This window comes from Pseudomonas sp. MIACH, assembly GCF_001269925.1.
Taxonomy (GTDB): domain Bacteria; phylum Pseudomonadota; class Gammaproteobacteria; order Pseudomonadales; family Pseudomonadaceae; genus Aquipseudomonas.
The window spans coordinates 216,414-235,750 of sequence record NZ_LHVO01000028.1 but is presented as its reverse complement, the minus strand read 5'-3'; the positions used below and the strand labels follow the sequence as shown (position 1 = coordinate 235,750).

The 19,337-nt window shown below is 62.7% G+C and carries 13 protein-coding genes; 9 read left to right on the top strand and 4 right to left on the bottom strand.

Going from position 1 to position 19,337, the window contains the following annotated elements:
- Nucleotides 1–102: 102 nt before the first annotated feature.
- Complete coding sequence (gene nadC, locus AD670_RS11200) at nucleotides 103–951, bottom strand: carboxylating nicotinate-nucleotide diphosphorylase (RefSeq protein WP_053131704.1); 849 nt, start codon at nucleotides 949–951, stop codon at nucleotides 103–105.
- A gap of 245 nt (nucleotides 952–1,196) precedes the next feature.
- Between nadC and AD670_RS11195 the strand changes: the two genes are divergently transcribed.
- The 5 genes from AD670_RS11195 to AD670_RS11175 all read left to right on the top strand — a co-directional run bounded on the left by AD670_RS11195 (nucleotide 1,197) and on the right by AD670_RS11175 (nucleotide 7,575).
- On the top strand, nucleotides 1,197–3,347 hold the full coding sequence (locus AD670_RS11195) for a DUF1631 domain-containing protein (RefSeq protein WP_053131701.1): 2,151 nt from the start codon (nucleotides 1,197–1,199) through the stop codon (nucleotides 3,345–3,347).
- 61 nt (nucleotides 3,348–3,408) lie between these two features.
- Nucleotides 3,409–3,972: a 1,6-anhydro-N-acetylmuramyl-L-alanine amidase AmpD gene (ampD, locus tag AD670_RS11190; RefSeq protein WP_053131699.1), complete on the top strand. Its 564-nt coding sequence runs from the start codon at nucleotides 3,409–3,411 to the stop codon at nucleotides 3,970–3,972.
- On the top strand, nucleotides 3,969–4,805 hold the full coding sequence (gene ampE / locus AD670_RS11185) for a regulatory signaling modulator protein AmpE (protein WP_053131696.1): 837 nt from the start codon (nucleotides 3,969–3,971) through the stop codon (nucleotides 4,803–4,805). Before ampD ends, ampE begins: the two co-directional genes overlap by 4 nt.
- Nucleotides 4,806–4,986: 181 nt before the next feature.
- Nucleotides 4,987–7,017: a methyl-accepting chemotaxis protein gene (locus AD670_RS11180; RefSeq protein WP_053131693.1), complete on the top strand. Its 2,031-nt coding sequence runs from the start codon at nucleotides 4,987–4,989 to the stop codon at nucleotides 7,015–7,017.
- Nucleotides 7,018–7,143: 126 nt separating this feature from the next.
- Entirely contained in the window at nucleotides 7,144–7,575 is a 432-nt protein-coding gene (locus tag AD670_RS11175) for a hypothetical protein (protein ID WP_053131690.1), read from the top strand.
- Here AD670_RS11175 and AD670_RS11170 read toward each other — a convergent pair.
- Both AD670_RS11170 and cra read right to left on the bottom strand, forming a co-directional pair.
- Nucleotides 7,522–8,298, bottom strand: coding sequence for a TatD family hydrolase (locus tag AD670_RS11170; RefSeq protein WP_053131687.1), 777 nt, complete (start codon nucleotides 8,296–8,298; stop codon nucleotides 7,522–7,524). The genes AD670_RS11175 and AD670_RS11170 overlap by 54 nt on opposite strands.
- Before the next feature lie 2 nt (nucleotides 8,299–8,300).
- Nucleotides 8,301–9,296 carry a catabolite repressor/activator gene (gene cra / locus AD670_RS11165; protein ID WP_053131685.1) on the bottom strand — a complete coding sequence of 332 codons (996 nt, stop codon included), beginning with the start codon at nucleotides 9,294–9,296 and terminating at the stop codon, nucleotides 8,301–8,303.
- 294 nt (nucleotides 9,297–9,590) lie between these two features.
- Between cra and ptsP the strand changes: the two genes are divergently transcribed.
- Genes ptsP through AD670_RS11145 form a run of 4 tightly spaced genes read left to right on the top strand, consistent with a single transcriptional unit; the run spans nucleotide 9,591 to nucleotide 16,683 of the window.
- On the top strand, nucleotides 9,591–12,449 hold the full coding sequence (gene ptsP / locus AD670_RS11160) for a phosphoenolpyruvate--protein phosphotransferase (RefSeq protein ID WP_053131680.1): 2,859 nt from the start codon (nucleotides 9,591–9,593) through the stop codon (nucleotides 12,447–12,449).
- Entirely contained in the window at nucleotides 12,450–13,370 is a 921-nt protein-coding gene (pfkB, locus tag AD670_RS11155) for a 1-phosphofructokinase (protein WP_053131677.1), read from the top strand.
- Between the two features lie 11 nt (nucleotides 13,371–13,381).
- Nucleotides 13,382–15,097, top strand: a complete 1,716-nt coding sequence (locus tag AD670_RS11150; RefSeq protein ID WP_053131675.1) for a PTS fructose-like transporter subunit IIB — start codon at nucleotides 13,382–13,384, stop codon at nucleotides 15,095–15,097.
- Between the two features lie 44 nt (nucleotides 15,098–15,141).
- Nucleotides 15,142–16,683: an alkaline phosphatase gene (locus AD670_RS11145; RefSeq protein ID WP_053131672.1), complete on the top strand. Its 1,542-nt coding sequence runs from the start codon at nucleotides 15,142–15,144 to the stop codon at nucleotides 16,681–16,683.
- A gap of 56 nt (nucleotides 16,684–16,739) precedes the next feature.
- Here AD670_RS11145 and AD670_RS11140 read toward each other — a convergent pair whose 3' ends face one another.
- Nucleotides 16,740–19,265, bottom strand: coding sequence for a sulfite reductase flavoprotein subunit alpha (locus tag AD670_RS11140; protein WP_053131669.1), 2,526 nt, complete (start codon nucleotides 19,263–19,265; stop codon nucleotides 16,740–16,742).
- Nucleotides 19,266–19,337: the final 72 nt, after the last annotated feature.

The window sequence follows — 19,337 nt, the reverse complement described above, 5'->3', positions numbered from 1 at the left end:
CGAGCTTGCTCGCGAAAATCGCCAACGATGACGCGGGCTGCCTGGTTCTCTGCGGCGTTCTCAGGTTTTTCGCGAGCAGGCTCGCTCCTACAGTTAAGGTGCTCAGATACTCAGGCGCATCGACAAATCCACCGCTTTCACATCCTTGGTCATTGCACCGATGGAGATGTAGTCCACCCCTGTCTCGGCGATAGGCAACAGGGTGCTTTCATTGATCCCGCCGCTGGCTTCCAGCTTGGCCTTGCCGCCGTTCAGGCGCACGGCTTCACGCATATCTTCCAGGCTCAACTCATCGAGCATAATGATGTCGGCGCCCGCCGCCAGCGCTTCGCGCAGTTCGTCCAAACTCTCCACTTCGATTTCCACCGGCTTGCCGGGTGCGATCTTGTGGGCGGCGCTGATGGCTTGGGCAATCCCGCCACAGGCCGCGATGTGGTTTTCCTTGATCAGGAACGCGTCATACAAACCGATGCGGTGGTTGTGGCAGCCGCCGCAGGTCACCGCGTATTTCTGCGCCAGGCGCAGGCCGGGCAGGGTTTTTCGAGTGTCCAGCAGCTTGACTTGGGTGCTGGCGACAAAATCTGCCAGAAACCGGGCGCGGGTGGCGACCCCGGACAGCATCTGCAGGAAGTTCAGGGCAGAGCGCTCACCACTGAGCAGCGAGCGCGCCGGGCCTTCCAGATGGAACAGTGCTTGGTTGGGACTGACACGCTCACCGTCGGCCACCTGCCAGTGCACGGCGACCCGTGGGTCCAGTTGGCGGAATACGGCATCCACCCACGCAGTGCCGGCGATGACGGCGGCATCGCGGGTAATGATGGTGGCCGTGGCCAGCCGTTCGGCCGGGATCAACTGTGCGGTGATGTCGCCGCTGCCGATATCTTCCAGCAGTGCGCGGCGCACGTTGGCTTCGATTTCGGCGGTGAGGTCGGCAAGACGGAGATTCGGCATAACAGGCTCCACAAACAAAGTGTCCCGATTATAGGGGCAGCGTGCGCTCGAACCCAGGCTAACCACTCATTTACAGCGCAATGTCAGAGTTTGCTGGCGCAACAGCATTCATTTGCAAGATAATCTTGCGCCTTGCAATTGGCGTCATAGCTTTGACGTCTTGGTGATAAGCGGTTATCCGCAGCGTCCACTGGGCCTGTACCCGATTTTTCCCCAACTCAATACCGCCGTTTCAGGAGGCCAGGATGCAAAATGACGGAAAGGTGGTGCCAATCAACAGGGCACAAGCCACGCCATCGCCCCTCGCGCGCCTGCCGGTGGTGTTGCAGCAGGTTCGCGACAAGGCCGCGCAACAGTTGCAGCAGGGTTTGCAGGAACTGTTCGATAACGCCGACGACACCTTGTTCGAAATGGCCGATAAGGCCCGCAGCAACGTGGACCACCATATCTTCTTTGAAGCCATGCGCGACCTGCGCCTCAAGCGCAAGAATTTCGAGCGGGTGTTCATGGAGCGGCTGTTCGAAGCCTTCGGAAACCTGGGGCACGCGGGGCGCGCTGAGCTTCAGTTGGTGCCAGTGGTGTCCTATGAGGCGGCCTCAGGCACGTCCAGGGATGACTTGGAAAAAGCCGTGGCACTTGAGGCCATGCTTGGCCGGGTGCGCCACCGCGACGGCCTGGCGCTGTCGCAACTGACTGCACGCTTGAGTGTCTTGCTGGGCAATCGCCTGGATGACCGTGAGAACCCCTTGGGGCCGGCGCTGCTGTGCGAGTTTTTCCTGCGGGCAGGGCGCAGCCTGGGCGTGGAGATCCGCGTCAAACTGATCATGCTCAAGCTGTTTGAAAAGTACGTACTCAGTGACGCCGACCAAATCTACGGTGAAGCCAATCAGTTGCTGGTGGCGACAGGCGTCTTGCCGGAACTCAAGGCCGCGCCGTCCCGTCGTCCTGGTAGTCGTGCCGCTCGTGGGCGTACTCGCGAAGAGGTATTGCCCAGCGCCGACCCGCAGGTCGACGAAAATGGCCAGCAAGCCTTCAGCGCCTTGCAGGCGTTGTTGACCGTCGTGCGCGGCAGCGTGTCGCCTACCCTTGAAGCCAGCGCCGAACCCCTGCCCATTGCCACCCGCGATCTGTTGCGCCTGTTGTCCCATTTGCAGCAGTACGTACCGGAGCCGGACGCCGAGGATGATTTCGACCTGCGTAACCAGCTTGAGCAGTTGCTCACCCGTGTCAGCGTCAAGAGTGGCAAGTCGCGGGTCGTGGAGGAGGCGGACGAAGATGTGATCAACCTGATCGCCCTGTTGTTCGAATTTATCCTCAATGACCGCACGGTGCCGGACGCCTTCAAGGCCTTGATCGGCCGCCTGCAGATTCCGATGCTGAAAGTGGCGGTGCAGGACAAGAGTTTTTTCAGTCGTGCCGGCCACCCGGCGCGGCGCCTGTTGAACGAGATCGCTACGACCGCCATGGGCTGGAGCCCCGTCGATGACGTCCAGCGCGACAGCCTGTACCTGCGCATCGAGCAGGTAGTCCAGCGGTTACTCAATGAGTTTGTCGAAGATCCGGCGATTTTTTCCCAGCTGTTGACCGAATTCACGACGTTCACCGCCGATGAGCGTCGTCGTAGCGAATTGCTTGAACAACACACCCGTGATACCGAAGAAAGGCGCGTGCGTACCGAAGCGGCGCGTGCGCGGGTGGCCGAAGTGCTGAATCGACGGCTGCTGGGCAAGGTTTTGCCGCAGGCTGTGGTGCAGTTCCTGCAGCAGGCCTGGAGCCAGGTGCTGTTGCTGGCCAGCCTCAAGCACGGCGAGCAGTCGGTGCAATGGCAAGCCGGGCTGCGCACCATGGATGAGCTGATTTGCAGTGTCGGCCGGCAGGCAGGCAACGACGCCGGCGGGCACTTGTTGGACCAGTTGCCGGGCTTGCTCAAGGCGCTGCGCGACGGCTTGACCAGCGCGGCATTCGACCCGTTCAGCACGCGTGATTTTTTTGTGCGCTTGCAGGCCCTGCATGTCCAGCCGCCCGAGGGTAGCGCTGGGTGGCTCGAAGTGCGCGAGCCCTTTGTGTTCAGCACGCTGCCGGCCGATTCAGCCGAGACGCTGTCGGAGAACGATCCGGACCTGCTCAAGGTGCACCAATTGCGCGTGGGCAGCTGGGTGGTGTTCCAGCAAGACCAGGCGGGCACCCTGCGGTGCAAGCTGGCGGCGGTCATGGCGCCGGCCAACACTTATGTTTTCGTTGGCCGCACGGGGCTCAAGCTGTTGGAGAAAACCGCAGGCCAACTGGCGCTGGCTTTCAAGCGGGGTGCGCTGCACAGCCTGGACGATGGACCACTGTTCGAGCGGGCGCTGGCGGCGGTGGTGGCTAACCTGCGTCAACTTAATAGCGGCAAGTGATCGCAACCACGGGGTCGAACGCGGCATACTGGTCACATTCAGTCACATTCAAGGATCCTGTATGCAGTTGGACCCCGCCAGCGGTTGGTGTCAGGGTATTCGCCATTGCCCTTCACCCAACTTCAACGAGCGCCCGGCAGGCGAAATCTCACTGTTGGTGGTGCATAACATCAGTCTGCCACCTGCGCAGTTTGGCACCGGCAAAGTGCAGGAGTTTTTCCAGAACCGCCTGGATGTCACGGAACATCCCTACTTTGAAGGGATTGCCGACCTACGGGTGTCTGCGCATTTTCTGATTGAGCGCGACGGCACGGTGACGCAGTTTGTGTCCTGCATCGACCGGGCCTGGCATGCCGGGGTCTCGTGCTTCGAAGGGCGTGAGACGTGCAATGACTTTTCTTTGGGGATAGAGCTTGAGGGCACCGATGATCTGCCGTTCACCAACCCCCAATACCTGTCGCTGATCGACCTGACCCGACAACTGCTGGCAGCCTATCCAGGCATTACGCCGCAGCGTATTTGCGGTCACAGCGATATCGCGCCGGGGCGCAAGACCGATCCCGGCCCCGCTTTTGATTGGACGCGCTTTCGCAGCGCCCTGCAGGATGGAGGACACGCACGATGAGTTTTCTGGTGTTGGTGTTGGCGGTGTGGATCGAGAAATTCTCGGCCATGCGCCAGCGGTTGCAGCGTGATGGCGGCTGGCTGCGCGAATTGGCCAAGTTGGAATCGAGCCCGCGCTTGGGCAAGCAGCCATGGCTGATTCTGGTCGTGCTGGTGCTGCTGCCGGTAGCGTTGCTGGCATTGTTGCTGCTGGTGCTCGAACCGGTGGCCTATGGTTTGTTGGCGCTGCCGGTGCACCTGCTGGTGGTGATCTACAGCCTGGGCCGTGGCGATCTATTGGCTGGGTTGGGGCCTTTTCGCGATGCCTGGCGCCGTGGTGACCTGCAAGCTGCCGAACATGTGGCCGAGCGCGACCTCAAGCTGGGCGCCGACAGCGGAGAGCAACTGTTGGAGCGCGTCCAGGGCCATCTGTTGTGGCAGGCCTACCAGAGCTTCTTTGCAGTGATTTTCTGGTACTTCCTGTTAGGGCCGGTCGCCGCGCTGGCCTATCGGTTGTTGGCACTGGCCAGTGAGCATAGCCAGAACCCGCTGGTGGCCGAGCGCGCCGGGCAATTGCGTCACGCGTTCGACTGGCTGCCGGTGCGCTTGCTGGCGGCCAGCTTTGCGCTGGTGGGCAACTTCGTCGCGGTCAGCCGTGTCATGCTCCACGAGTTGCTGAGCTGGGACATCAGCGCCGCGCAATTGGTGGAAAAAGTCGGCCTGGTCGCCGCTGAAATCCCACCGCCCGTAGTGGGTGCAGACGGTATCAACAGCCTGGATCGCTTGTGGGAACTGCTGCTGCGTGCGGCGGTGCTGTGGTATGCCGGGTTTGCGATCTGGACCGTGCTGCCCTGATTCCTGTGGTGAGCGGGCTTGTCCCGCGACGGGCTGCGCAGCAGCCCCCTGCCACCCTCACTCGTTAACTTTACGTTACAAAACTCCCTTTCAAATTGAGCTATACAGACAGAGCGCCAAATAGTGGCTTTCTGCCGCCGCCCTGCGCCTCAATAAAAATAAAAGAAAGGGGAGGTCACCTGTGAAGAGCTTGCTCTATCCCGCCGTCGCGCTGATGAACCGTCTGAGCTTCGGCATGAAGTTCAGCCTGATCAGCGTGCTGTTCCTGCTGCCGATGCTGGCCACCAACTATTACTTGGTGCGCGATTCCTGGCGCGAATTCCAGGGCACCCGTGTCGAGCTGCAAAGCCTCGATCTGCTCGGCAGCAGCCTGATCCTGCGCCGTGACCTGGAAACCCTGAATAACCAGGTGCAGATCAACGCAACCCTCGGCCAGTCCGGCAAGGCTGCTGACCTTGAGGGCAAGATCAACGCCTTGGAACAGAGCGTGCTCACCCGCTTGCAAGACCTTGCCCCGATGGCTACCGGGCCCGAGCAAATCGTCGCCTTTGAAGCTAAGCGCGACGAACTGATCGCGGCTTTCAAGGCCCAGCAACAGGAAAGCTCGCTGCAGAGCAAAAGTGCGTTGATCGGCAAGTTGCTCAACCAGGCACAGATGCTCAGCCAGATCATTGCCAGCCAGTCCGGCTTGAGCCGCGACCCCCAGAGTGATCTGCGCCAACTCAGCGAGCTGATCACCAGCGTCACCCCGCAGGTCACCCAGACCTTGGGCGAGGGCCGGGCGATGGGCGCTTACTCCCTGGGCCAGGGTTTTCTCAATTCATCTTCCAGCACCCGCTTCGACGAACTGCTGCAACAGTTGGAAAAGCTCCAGGCTGAGTACGGCTTGAAATTGCACGACGCCCTGGGCACCAGCACCGCCGCTCACGCGGTACTCGACGGCCTGGCCAAGGCCAGCAACGCCAGTCTCAAGCAAGGCAGCGAGCTGTTCGAAGAGCAGGTCGTAATGGCCGAAACCCTCGACGCGCCCTGGCAGGGTTTCTATGACAGCGTCAGCCAATTGATGGATCACACCTATCAGCTCAATGACGCCACCCTGATATTCCTTGGGCAACAGCTGGAGCAGCGCCTGGCGCAGAACCGCACGCACATGGTGGTGCTGGTCTCGGCGCTGACGGCGGTGTTTTTGCTGATCTTCTATCTCTATGCGGGGTTCTACGCGTCTACGCGCACCACGTTGCGGCGCCTGGGGACGATGATGGACAAGGTGGCTGCCGGCGACATGACCGTTACCTTTGTCGCCCACAGCCGCGACGAGTTGGGCGATTTGGGCCAGGTGTTCAACGGTACCGTGGCGAAAATCCATGACTTGATCGAGCGCGTCGGGCACACCGTCAGCCAGGTCGAGTTGCAGGCCGGCCAAGTGGAAACGGTCTCGGCCCGCAGCAATCAGGCGGTCTCCGGCCAGCGCATGCAGATTGAGCAGGTGGCGACGGCCATGAACCAAATGTCTTCCACCGCCCAGGAAGTGGCGCGCAGTGCCGCAGCGGCGGTCGGCAGTGCCCACAGCGTCAACGATGAGACCGTCAATGGCCGTGGCCTGGTGCAATCCCAGCAGGGCAGCATTGCGCGGCTGGCCTCGGAGATCGACCAGTCGGTAAGGGTGATCAACCAGTTGGCCATCGACAGTCAGTCCATCAGCAGCGTCCTGGAGGTGATCAAAAGTATCGCCGAGCAAACCAACCTGCTGGCACTCAATGCGGCCATCGAGGCCGCACGGGCCGGTGAGCAGGGACGCGGCTTTGCCGTGGTGGCCGACGAGGTGCGCACCCTGGCCCGGCGTACCCAGCATTCCACCGAAGAAATCGAACAGATGATCAGCCGCCTGCACAGCGGCGTGGCCGCGGCCGTGAAGGCCATGGGCAGCAGTCATGAAATGGCCAGCGGCACCGTGGAGCAGTCGGATAAGGTCCAGCAAGCCCTGGAAAATATCCTCGGTGCCGTCGGCATGATCGTCGACCAGAATCAGCAGATCGCTGCTGCCGTGGAGCAGCAGACCGCCGTTGCCCATGATATCGACCGGAACATCGTCGAAATCAATCGCGCCGGCGAGCATGCCGCCCAAGGCGCGCATCAGACTGAAGCGGCGAGCCGGCAGCTATCGATACAGGTGATCGAGTTGAAGCAATTGATCGGGGCCTTTCGTGTGTAAGGCAGTGGCGTAGGATTTGTCTTAGGTTGATGTAGTGCTTGTCTGGATTTCCCGGAGTGCCTTTTTGCGATGCGCGAATGAGTGAGAGTTTATGTCACTCAATCAAGGTCCAGGGGAGGCACGACGATGACCACGGCAGTCGGTATCAAGGGGCACTGCGCCCATTGCGACATCACGTTTGAACTCAAGCCTTGGCAGTTGAATGCCATTGCCATCGAAGAACCCTTTGATTGCCCGTATTGCCAGCGCGTCCTTGAGCTGACTTGCCCCCGGCAGTTGCGGCATTTCAAGGCGCTCGACCACTGGGGGCTGGTGCGCCCGAGCATGATTGTGCTGACCTGTATGGTGCTGATCGTGGCACTGGTGATGGAGTGGGTGGGCCTGATCAGCCTGGTCGGACAACTCAACGTGTCATTGGTGGTGCTGCTGGTGCATTTTTTGGTGTTGCGCTATGCCCGTCACCGGCAGCGAATGACCTTGAACCTGCAAGCGGTTACCCCGGCTCTACCAATTGAACAGCTCGCACGCATTGCGTGTGCTCGCCTCAGCCAGCAATAGCGGGCTGGTGCCCATGCGCTCGGCGAGGGCAGCGCAGATAGCCGGCAGGTGTTGCGGGCTATTGCGCTGGCCTGGGTACATGGCCGGCGCCATGTCGGGGGCATCGGTTTCCAGCACGACCGCGTTCAGCGGCAGCTGTGCCAGCACCTTGTGCATACGCAATGCCTGGGGCCAGGTGGCTGCACCGCCCAGGCCGAGCTTGAAGCCCAGCTTGATGTACTCGTGGGCTTCTTCCCGGCTGCCCGCAAACGCGTGGATGATGCCGCCCCGGGGCAGGCGAATGCGCTTGAGCGTGGCGATCACGGCCGCGTGGCTACGGCGTACGTGCAGCAGCGCCGGCAGTTGGAAGTCCACCGCCAGTTTGAGTTGGGCTTCGAACAGGCTTTGCTGGCGTTCGCGATCCAGCTCTTCAAGAAAGTAATCCAGGCCGATTTCACCCACCGCACAGAGCTGTCGATGGCCGTGCAGGCGGGTCAACCAGTCGCCCAACTCCGTCAGGTCGGCGGGTTTGTGGTCATCGAGATACACCGGGTGCAGGCCAAAGGCTGCGAACAAACCTGCATCGGCCTGCACCAGATCCCACAGCCGCTGCCAATTCTGCTGATACACCCCCAACACCACCATGCGCTGTACACCCAATGTGCGGCTGTGGGCGAGGACTTCCCGGCGATCGCTGTCGAAGTCCGGGAAGTCCAGGTGGGTATGGGTGTCGATCAGCTCCACGCTCAGGCCTCGTGGATACGCTGCTTGAAGGTCCGGCCGATGGCGTGCACGCCCGGTTGGTACTGCTCTTCTTCAATGGCGGCCAGGGCCAGGCGCAGCGCGGTGTCGGCAATCAACTGATGTTGCTGGGCCATGGCGTTGACCGGCAGCGGCAGGAAGTCCAGCAACTGGGTGTCACCAAAGGTGCCCAGGCGCAACGGTCGCGACTTGAGCGGGAAGTCATGCAGTGCGTCGAACACGCCTTGCAGCAACACGTAGGACGTGGTCACCAGTGCGTCAGGCAGGTGTCCCAGTTGCTGTAGCAGTTGCTCCATCAACTGTCGGCCGCAGTCACGGCTGAAGGCTTCGCCGTGCTCGACGATCGCCTCGCCAGTGAAGCCGTGCAGCGCTTCACGGAAACCGGCGGCGCGCTCCTGGCTGATGCTCAGCTCGGGCCGCGCGCCGATCAGCACGATCTGTTTGGGCAAGGGCTGCAACAGGCTGCTGGTCAGTTGCTGGCAGGCCTGGCGGTCGTCGCTGACCACCGAGCAGAACTGTTCCGGCGCCATCACCCGGTCGATGGCGATCACCGGCAAGCCCTTGGCCTGCAGGTCGCGGTAGCTGTCATCGCTGGCGGGCAGGCAACTGGCCACGAACAACGCATCGCAGCGGCGCGCGCGAAACAGTTGCAACAATTGACGCTCGCTGCCGGCGTCGTCGTCGGAACTGGCGATCAGCAATTGATAGCCGCGCGCGCGCGCGCCTTGTTCCAACAGCTTGGCGATTCGTGCGTAACTGGGGTTTTCCAGGTCGGGCAGGATGAAACCCAAGGTGCGCGTGTGCCGACTGCGCAGCCCGGCTGCCTGGGGGTTGGGGGTAAAGCCATGGGCTTCGACCACCGCACGCACCCGCTCGACGGTGGCGTTGCTGATGCGTTGCTGTTCGGCTTTGCCATTGATGACATAGCTGGCGGTGGTCACGGACACACCGGCGAGACGCGCGATATCACTGAGTTTCAAACCGGGATTTCCTTGTTTTTTGGAGCTGGCCCCGACATTTTGTCCAATCGTAACCGATTCCTGCACGCGACTAATGTCTCAGCTCAAGCGCCGAGTGGTCCTTCAAGGATGCACAATTAACGCGTAATCTGCCTTAAATTCTAGATTAAACGTTTCAGCCAGCGTATTTTTACGACGTTCGCGACTGAGTGGCTACTGCCAATTGACCGCTCAGTCAGTTAATTTCTGAACGCCCTACACTGTTTTATTCAAAACAATACCTAGTGCGTCCATCGCACTAACTAGGAGAACGGCATGCTTGAGCTCACTGTAGAGCAGATATCCATGGGCCAGGTGGCTGTGGATAAGTCTGCTGCCTTGCACCTGCTCGCTGACAAACTGGTGGCCGAAGGCCTGGTCGCCGAGGGATATCTGAGCGGCTTGCAAGCCCGTGAAGCCCAAGGCTCGACCTTTCTTGGCCAAGGTATTGCCATCCCCCATGGCACCCCCGAAACCCGCGACCAGGTGTTTTCCACCGGCGTGCGCCTGCTCCAGTTCCCCGAAGGGGTGGACTGGGGCGATGGGCAAATGGTGTACCTGGCCATCGGCATCGCTGCCAAATCCGACGAACACCTGCGCCTGTTGCAACTGCTCACCCGCGCCCTCGGTGAGACCGACCTGGGCCAGGCGCTGCGCCGCGCGGGCTCGGCGGAAGCGCTGCTGAAACTGCTGCAAGGTGCACCGCAGGAACTGGCGCTGGACGCGCAGATGATCAGCCTGGGCGTGTCCGCCGATGACTTCGAAGAGCTTGTGTGGAGAGGTGCACGCCTGCTGCGCCAGGCCGATTGCGTCAGCAATGGGTTTGCTGCCGTGTTGCAGCAGGTCGATGCGCTGCCCCTGGGCGATGGCCTGTGGTGGCTGCACAGCGAGCAGACGGTCAAGCGTCCGGGCCTGGCGTTTGTCACCCCCGACAAGCCCATGCGCTATCTCGGCCAGCCTCTCAATGGTCTGTTCTGCCTGGCCAGCCTGGGTGAAGCCCATCAGGCCTTGCTCGAACGCTTGTGCGCCTTGTTGATCGAAGGCCGTGGCCAGGAATTGGGGCGCGCCACCAGCAGTCGCGCGGTGCTCGAAGTACTCGGCGGCGAGCTGCCACCTGACTGGCCCAGCGCCCGCATCACCCTGGCTAACGCCCACGGCCTGCACGCACGGCCGGCGAAGATCCTCGCGCAATTGGCCAAAAGTTTTGAAGGCGACATCCGTGTGCGCATCGTCGATGGCCCGGTAGGCGCCGTGTCGGTGAAGAGCCTGAGCAAGCTGCTCAGCCTTGGCGCCCGGCGCGGCCAGGTGCTGGAGTTTGTTGCCGAACCGACCATCGCCGGTGATGCATTGCCGGCGCTGTTGGCGGCGGTCGAGGAAGGCTTGGGCGAAGAGGTCGAGCCACTGCCGACTGTCAGCGCGCAGCCCGAACCCCTCGATATTGCTCCGGTGCTCAGCGCACCGCCGAGCGGCAGCCAGATCCAGGCCATTGCCGCAGCCCCCGGCATCGCCATCGGCCCTGCGCATATCCAGATCCAACAGGTCTTCGACTACCCCCTGCGCGGCGAGTCCTCGGCCATCGAACGCCAGCGCCTGCAAGACGCCCTGGCTGATGTGCGCCGCGATATCCAGGGCCTCATCGAGCGCAGCCAAGCCAAAGCCATCCGTGAGATTTTCATCACCCACCAGGAAATGCTCGACGACCCGGAGCTGACCGACGAAGTCGACACCCGTCTCAAGCAAGGCGAAAGCGCCGAAGCCGCCTGGATGAGCGTGATCGAGGCCGCCGCCAAGCAACAGGAGTCGCTGCAGGACGCACTGCTCGCCGAGCGCGCCGCCGACCTGCGTGACATCGGTCGCCGGGTGCTGGCGCAACTGTGCGGTATCGAGACGGCCCAGGAGCCCACCGAACCCTACATTCTGGTGATGGACGAAGTCGGCCCTTCAGACGTCGCGCGCCTGGATCCGACGCGTGTCGCCGGCATCCTTACCGCCCGTGGCGGCGCAACGGCCCACAGTGCCATTGTCGCCCGCGCCCTTGGCATCCCCGCGCTGGTAGGCGCCGGCCCGGCGGTGTTGCTGCTGGCCTCCGGTACGTCGCTGCTGCTGGATGGCCAGCGCGGTCGCCTGCATGTAGACCCCGACGCGGCCACCCTGCAACGGGCCACCGTCGAGCGCGATACCCGTGAGCAACGCCTGCAGGCCGCCTCGGCCCAGCGCCACGAGCCGGCGCTGACCCGCGATGGTCACGCCGTGGAAGTGTTCGCCAATATCGGCGAAAGCGCCGGTGTGGCCAGCGCGGTGGAGCAGGGTGCCGAAGGTATCGGTTTGCTGCGCACCGAACTGATTTTCATGGCCCACCCGCAAGCCCCGGATGAAGCCACCCAGGAAGCCGAATACCGCCGCGTCCTCGACGGCCTCGGTGGCCGCCCGCTGGTGGTGCGCACCCTCGACGTGGGCGGCGACAAACCGCTGCCGTATTGGCCGATTGCCGAGGAAGAAAACCCCTTCCTCGGCGTACGCGGTATTCGCCTGACCCTGCAACGCCCGCAGATCATGGAAGCGCAATTGCGCGCGCTGCTGCGCTCGGCGGACAACCGCCCGCTGCGCATCATGTTCCCCATGGTCGGCAGCGTGGATGAATGGCGCGCCGCCCGGGATATGACCGAGCGCCTGCGCCTGGAAATCCCGGTGGCCGACCTGCAGCTGGGGATCATGATCGAAGTGCCGTCCGCCGCGCTGCTGGCGCCGGTGCTGGCCAAGGAAGTGGACTTCTTCAGCGTCGGTACCAATGACCTGACCCAGTACACCCTGGCCATCGACCGTGGTCACCCGACTTTGTCGGCCCAGGCCGATGGCCTGCACCCGGCGGTGCTGCAACTGATCGACATCACCGTGCGTGCGGCCCATGCCCATGGCAAATGGGTCGGGGTGTGCGGCGAGCTGGCGGCAGACCCGCTGGCGGTGCCGGTGCTGATCGGCCTGGGTGTGGATGAGTTGAGCGTGTCGGCCCGCAGCATTCCCGAAGTGAAGGCGCGGGTGCGTGAGTTCAGTCTGAGCGAGGCCCAGGGCCTGGCGCAAAAAGCACTGGTGGTGGGCTCGCCCGCCGAAGTGCGTGCCCTTGTGGAGGCCGTGTAGATGGCAAGGATTCTGACCCTGACGCTGAACCCGGCGTTGGACCTGACGGTACGCCTGGCGCGCCTGGAGCCGGGTGAAGTCAACCGCAGCGAAACCCTGCTCACCCATGCCGCCGGCAAGGGCGTGAATGTCGCGCAGGTGTTGGCGGACCTGGGCCATGACGTGAGCGTGGGTGGTTTCCTCGGTGAAGCAAACCCCGAGGCGTTCGACGCGTTGATCGCCAGCCGTGGGTTTGGCGACGCGTTCATTCGCGTGCCGGGGGAAACCCGCAGCAATATCAAGATTGCCGAACAGGACGGTCGGGTCACCGACATCAATGCACCGGGGCCGTTGGTGAGTGAGCAGGCACAGGCCGCACTGCGCGATAGGCTGGAGATGATCGCACCTACATTTGATGCGGTCGTGGTCGCCGGCAGCTTGCCGCGCGGCGTCAGCCCCGAGTGGTTTCAGGGCTTGCTGGAGCAGTTGAAAGACCTGGGCGTGAGAGTCGCCCTGGACACCAGCGGCGAGGCCTTGCGCGCCGGTTTGAAGGCCAGCCCATGGCTGATCAAACCCAACACCGAAGAACTGGCCGAGGCCTTGGGGCATTCCACTGACGTCATCAGCCAATTACATCAGCAGGGTGTGGAACACGTGGTCGTCTCCGACGGTGCCGCCGGCGTGACCTGGTACAGCCCGGACGCTGTCCTGCATGCCACGCCGCCGAAGGTAACGGTGGCCAGTACCGTAGGCGCGGGTGACTCGCTGCTGGCCGGGATGCTTCACGGTTTGCTCAGTGGCGATACGCCGGAGCACACCCTGCGCCGCGCCACGGCAATTGCCGCCATGGCGGTGACACAGATCGGTTTCGGCATCAGTGACGCCGCGCAGTTGGCGCGTCTTGAAAGCGGCGTCGCTGTACGCCCGCTGACAGAACAATAAGAGGGTTTGTCATGAAGTTAGCCATTGTTACTGCCTGCCCGAACGGCATGGTCACCAGTGTGCTGTGCGCCCGCTTGTTGGACGCCGCCGCGCAGCGCCAGGGCTGGAGCACCAGTGTCGAGGTGGTGGATGTGCAGCGCCCGGAACGCCAGTTGTCCCAGGCCACGATCGACGACGCCGAATGGGTGTTGCTGGTCAGCAGTACGCCGGTGGATATGCAGCGGTTTGTCGGCAAGCGTGTGTTCCAGAGCACACCGGCCCAGGCGCTGGCGGATGTCGAAGCGGTGTTGCGCCGAGGTGCTGAAGACGCCCAGGAGTACGTCGCCAGCCAGGCCCCGGCTGCCTCGAAGCATGCCCCGCGTATCGTCGCGATTACCGCCTGCCCGACCGGCGTGGCGCATACCTTCATGGCCGCCGAAGCCTTGCAGCAGACGGCCAAGCGCCTGGGCTATGACTTGCAGGTCGAGACCCAAGGCTCGGTCGGTGCCCGTACGCCGTTGAGCCCCGAGGCCATCGCGAATGCCGACGTAGTGCTGCTGGCGGCCGATATTGAAGTGGCCACCGAGCGTTTCGCCGGCAAAAAGATCTACCGTTGCGGCACCGGTATTGCGCTCAAGCAATCCGAGGCGACCCTCAACAAGGCCCTGGCCGAAGGCGCGGTGGAAAGTGCAGCCAGCGGTACCGTGGCCAAGCAAGAAAAAACCGGCGTCTACAAACACCTGCTGACCGGTGTGTCGTTCATGTTGCCGATGGTGGTGGCGGGTGGTTTGCTGATCGCCTTGTCGTTCGTGTTCGGCATTCATGCGTTTGAACAGGAAGGCACCCTGGCCGCTGCGCTGAAAACCGTCGGCGACCGTGCCTTTATGCTGATGGTGCCGCTGCTGGCGGGTTATATCGCTTACTCGATTGCCGACCGTCCGGGCATTGCTCCCGGCATGATCGGTGGTCTGTTGGCGGGTACGTTGGGGGCCGGTTTTATCGGCGGGATATTCGCCGGTTTTCTCGCCGGATATTGCGTCAAGCTGATCACCCGTGCGGTGAAGTTGCCGCAGAGCCTGGAAGCACTCAAGCCGATCCTGATCATCCCGTTGCTGGCAAGCCTGTTCACGGGCTTGGCGATGATCTACCTGGTGGGGCCGCCGGTGGCGCGCATGCTCACAGGCCTGACCGATTTTCTCGCGACCATGGGCACCACCAATGCGGTGCTGCTGGGCATCTTGTTGGGCGGCATGATGTGTGTCGATCTGGGCGGGCCGATCAACAAGGCGGCGTATGCGTTTTCCGTCGGCTTGCTGGCGGCACAGAGCGGCGCACCGATGGCCGCGACCATGGCCGCCGGCATGGTGCCGCCGATCGGCATGGGCATCGCCACGTTCCTGGCGCGACGCAAGTTCGCCCAGACTGAACGCGAGGCCGGCAAGGCCGCGATGATCCTGGGCATGTGCTTTATCTCCGAAGGCGCGATCCCGTTTGCGGCCAAGGACCCGTTGCGTGTGATCCCGGCCAGCATCGCCGGTGGCGCGTTGACCGGTGCTCTGTCGATGTACTTCGGCTGCAAACTGGCCGCCCCCCATGGCGGCCTGTTTGTGTTGATCATTCCGAATGCAATGAACCACGCGCTGCTGTACTTGCTGGCGATTGTCGCCGGTAGCCTGCTGACCGGTTTGGTGTATGCATTCATCAAACGTCCGGAAGCGGTCGAACTGGCTGTCGCACCGGTGTCATAACCGCATGCTTTAGTGGCCCTTTTGATACTCAAGAGGGCACCCGCATGAGCCACTTCGATCTTGGCCGTCGCCGTGTGATGCAAGCCGTCGGCGCCGGCCTGTTGCTGCCGGGCCTGGCCCCGGCGGTGATCGCTTCGGCCAAGGACCGGCCGCAACTCACTGACGATGTGCAGTCCGGCGACGTGCTGGGCGACCGCGCGATGATCTGGAGCCGCAGCGACCGTCCGGCGAAGATGGTGGTGGAGTGGGACACCCGCAGTGTTTTCAGCAACCCGCGCAAATTCGTCTCGCCCCTGGCCGACAGCCGCACCGATTTTACCGCCCGCGTCGAACTCACCGGGCTGCCAGCCGACCAGGCGATTTTCTACCGCGTGCACTTTGAAGATGCCCAGACCGGCGTCGCCAGCGAGCCGTGGTTCGGCCACCTGCGCAGCGTGCCGCAACAGCGTCGCGACATCCGGTTTGTGTGGAGTGGCGACACCGTCGGCCAGGGCTTCGGCATCAACCCGGACATTGGCGGCATGCGTATCTACGAAGCCATGCGCCTGCGGTTGCCGGACTTCTTTATCCACAGCGGCGATACCATCTACGCCGACGGCCCGGTACCCGCGCAATTGCCCACTGAGGGCGGGCGTATCTGGCGCAATATCACCACCGAAGCCAAGAGCAAAGTCGCGGAAACCCTCGACGAATACCGTGGCAACTATCGCTATAACCTGCTGGATGAAAATGTGCGCCGCTTCAATGCCGAGGTGCCGCAGATCTGGCAGTGGGACGATCACGAAGTGGTGAATAACTGGTCACCCAGCAAGCAGCTCGACGAGCGCTACCAGACCAAGGACATCAACACCTTGGTCGGCCGTGCACGCCAGGCCTGGCTCGAATATTCACCCATGCGCCGACAGAGCGCAGACGGCGGCGGGCGGATTTATCGCAAGCTCAGCTATGGCCCGCTGCTGGATGTATTTGTGCTCGACATGCGCAGCTATCGCGGCGGCAACGATGACAACCTGGGCGGCGCAAAACCCTTCCTCGGCCGCGAGCAGTTGGACTGGCTCAAGCGCGAACTCAAGGCCTCCCAGGCCCAGTGGAAGGTGATCGCCGCCGATATGCCCATCGGCCTCGGCGTGCCCGACGGCGAAGTCAGCCCCGGCGTGCCGCGCTGGGAAGCCATCGCCAACAACGACCCAGGCCCGGCGCAAGGCCGCGAGCTGGAAATCGCCGAATTGCTGGGCTTTCTGCGCGCGCAAAAAGTACGCAACCATGTATGGCTGACGGCGGATGTGCATTACTGCGCGGCCCATCACTACCACCCGGATCGGGCGGCGTTCCAGGATTTCGAGCCGTTCTGGGAGTTTGTCGCCGGGCCTCTGAATGCGGGCAGCTTCGGCCCGAACCCCTTGGATAAAACCTTTGGCCCTGAGGTGGTGTTCGAGAAGGCCCCGCCGGCGCAGAACACCTCGCCGTTTGCCGGATTTCAGTTTTTTGGCGAAGTGCAGATTGATGGGCAGACAGCGGAGTTGACCGTTATTTTGCGCGACCTGGATGGGGTCTCGGTGTTCGAACAGAAGCTGCAACCCACCTGACTTGAAATGCGATCCCAATGTGGGAGGAGGCAAGCCCTTTCCCACATTGGATCACATCAATAGACGTCGCGACGGTAGCGGCCCTGTTCGATCAAGCGTTCCACCGCCTCACTTCCCAGGATGTCGACCAGCGCCTGGTCCACGCCTGCCGCCATCCCCTGCAAGCTCCCGCACACATAAATCGCCGCCCCGTCCGCCAGCCATTTACGCAGCACATCAGCAGATTCGCGCAGGCGATCCTGCACGTAGATTTTCTCCTCCTGATCCCGGGAAAATGCCAGGTCCAGCAGTGCCAGGTCGCCACTGGCCAGCCAGCCTTGCAGCTCGTCCTGGCACAGGTAGTCGTGGGCGATAGTGCGTTCGCCGAACAGCAGCCAGTTGCGCTGCTGACCATCGGCAATCCGCGCCTTAAGCAAGCTGCGCAAGCCGGCCAGGCCGGTGCCGTTGCCCAGCAGGATCAACGGTACCGGCGCCTCTGGCAGATGGAAACCGCTGTTACGGCGCAGGCGCAGGCTGATCGAGGAGCCCATCGCGGCATGTTCGGTGAGCCAGCCTGAACCCAGGCCCAGGCTGCCATCCGGGTGGCGTTCCTGGCGCACGATCAGCTCCAGTACGCCGTCGCTGGCAATCGAGGCGATGGAGTACTCGCGCATGCCCAGGGGAGCAAGCGCGTTGACCAGCGCTTGAGCATGCAGGCCTACCAGGTGTGCGCGGTTGTCCGGCAGTTGGCGGGTCGCCAGGGCTTGATTGAGGGTGTGCGGCAAACCGTCGATCAGCACGCCGTCGGTGCCGGCCAGGCCCAGGCCTTTGAGGAAGTGCTCGATGGCCCTGGGACCATTGCGCGGCAGGATTTCCACCAGGTCACCGGCCAGCCAATGCTGTGGCGATGGCGATGTGAGGCCCAGCAGGTAAACGCCCGAACCGGTACTGCCAGGGTTAAGCAGGGCGCGCTGGCTCAGGGTCCAGTTTTCATACTGGGCGGTCGGCCAGGCTGCTGCTGGTGCATGGCCCGTCAATTGGCCAAGTTGTTGTTGCCAGTGCAGCAGGGCGACGGTGTCGCCGCTGTCCACTTCGACCGGTGCGAACAGGGGGTTGCCGCCCTGGTTGGTCAGCCAGAAATGCAGGCGCCGGGCAAAGCCGCAGAAGTGTTGGTACTGGCGATCACCCAGGGCCAGTACTGAGTAGTTCAGGCCCTTGAGCGACAGATCCTGGCCGAGCACGCTGCGCTCGAAACCGCGGGCGCTGTCGGGGGCTTCGCCGTCGCCGAAGGTGCTGACGACGAACAACGCGTTTTCCGACTGCCGCAAGTCGTCCTGGCTGACGCTGCCCAACGGCTGCACCTTCACCGGCAGGCCGGCCGCCTGCAATTGCCCGGCGGTCTGCCAGGCCAATTGTTCGGCAAATCCGCTTTGGCTGGCAAAGCCGATCAGCCAGGCCGGGGCGTCGCTGTGGTTTGTGTGCAGGCCTTTACGTGCATCACGCACCTGGCGCTTTTTGCGGCGACGGTCCAGGTACAGCAGCCAACCGGTGATGAAGAACAACGGCATGAGCAGCGCGCTGACGGTGAGGATAATGCGCCCCGCCAGGCCGAAATAACTGCCGGTGTGCAGCGCGTAGAGGCTGGTCAGTAACTGCGACTTGAAGGTTTTGCTGGCGTACTGGTCATGGAAGTTGACCTCGCCGGTGGCCGGGTCCAGGTTGATCTGGTTCACTGCGCGGTCGTGGGGTGAGTCTTTGAGCAGGTAATAGACGATGGCGGGTTGCCCGGCCACCGCTGGCATGCGGATGTTATAGGCACTCAAGCCTGGGCCGGCATTGCTGTAGATGCTGCTCCAGATTGCGTCGTAGTTGGCCACGGGTGCCGGGCCTTCGGGCGGCGGGCCGCGCTTGCGCATCCGTTCATTTTGCGGCGCGTCGGACAGCAGTTTGGTCAGGCCCTGGCTGTACCAGTCGTAGGACCACGACAGCCCGGTCAGCGCCGCCAGCAGGTAGGCCAGCAGGCACCAGGTGCCGAACACCGAATGCAAATCCCAGTTGAAGCTGCGGCCTTTTTTGCGCCAGTCCAGTGTCAGCCAGGCTCGCCAGCTTGCGACCTGGCGCGGCCAACGCAGGTACAGGCCGGACAGGCAGAAGAACACCAGGATCAGCGTGCAGGCGCCGGTGATCTGCCGGCCGGTTTCGCCCATGGCCAGGAAACGGTGCAGTTGCAGGATAAAACCGAATACATCCTGGCCGACCACGTCGCCCATGTAGTCGCCGGTATAGGGGTCGAAGTAGCGCATCTGGCCACGGCGCTCACCCGGTGGCGGGGTGAAAAACACGCGGGCGGCGTTGCCGCTTTCGCTTTCCACCCACAGCATGGACACGGTCTTGCCTTCGGTGGCTTCCAGCTTGCGCACCAGTTCGGCAGGCGGCAGTACGCCGGCTTCGCGTTTCTCCACGCTCAATACGCTTGGGTTGAGCGCCCGCAGGATTTCATCTTGAAACGACACCGCAGCCCCGGTGATCCCCATCAAGGCCAGCACCAGCCCGGCAGTGATGCCGAAGAACCAGTGCAACTGGAACAGGGTTTTCTTCAACACGTCTGACTGCCTCGTCTATCTGGATATGAATGCCAAGGCGCGCATTATGCCGTGAGTTGTCGAGAAACATTC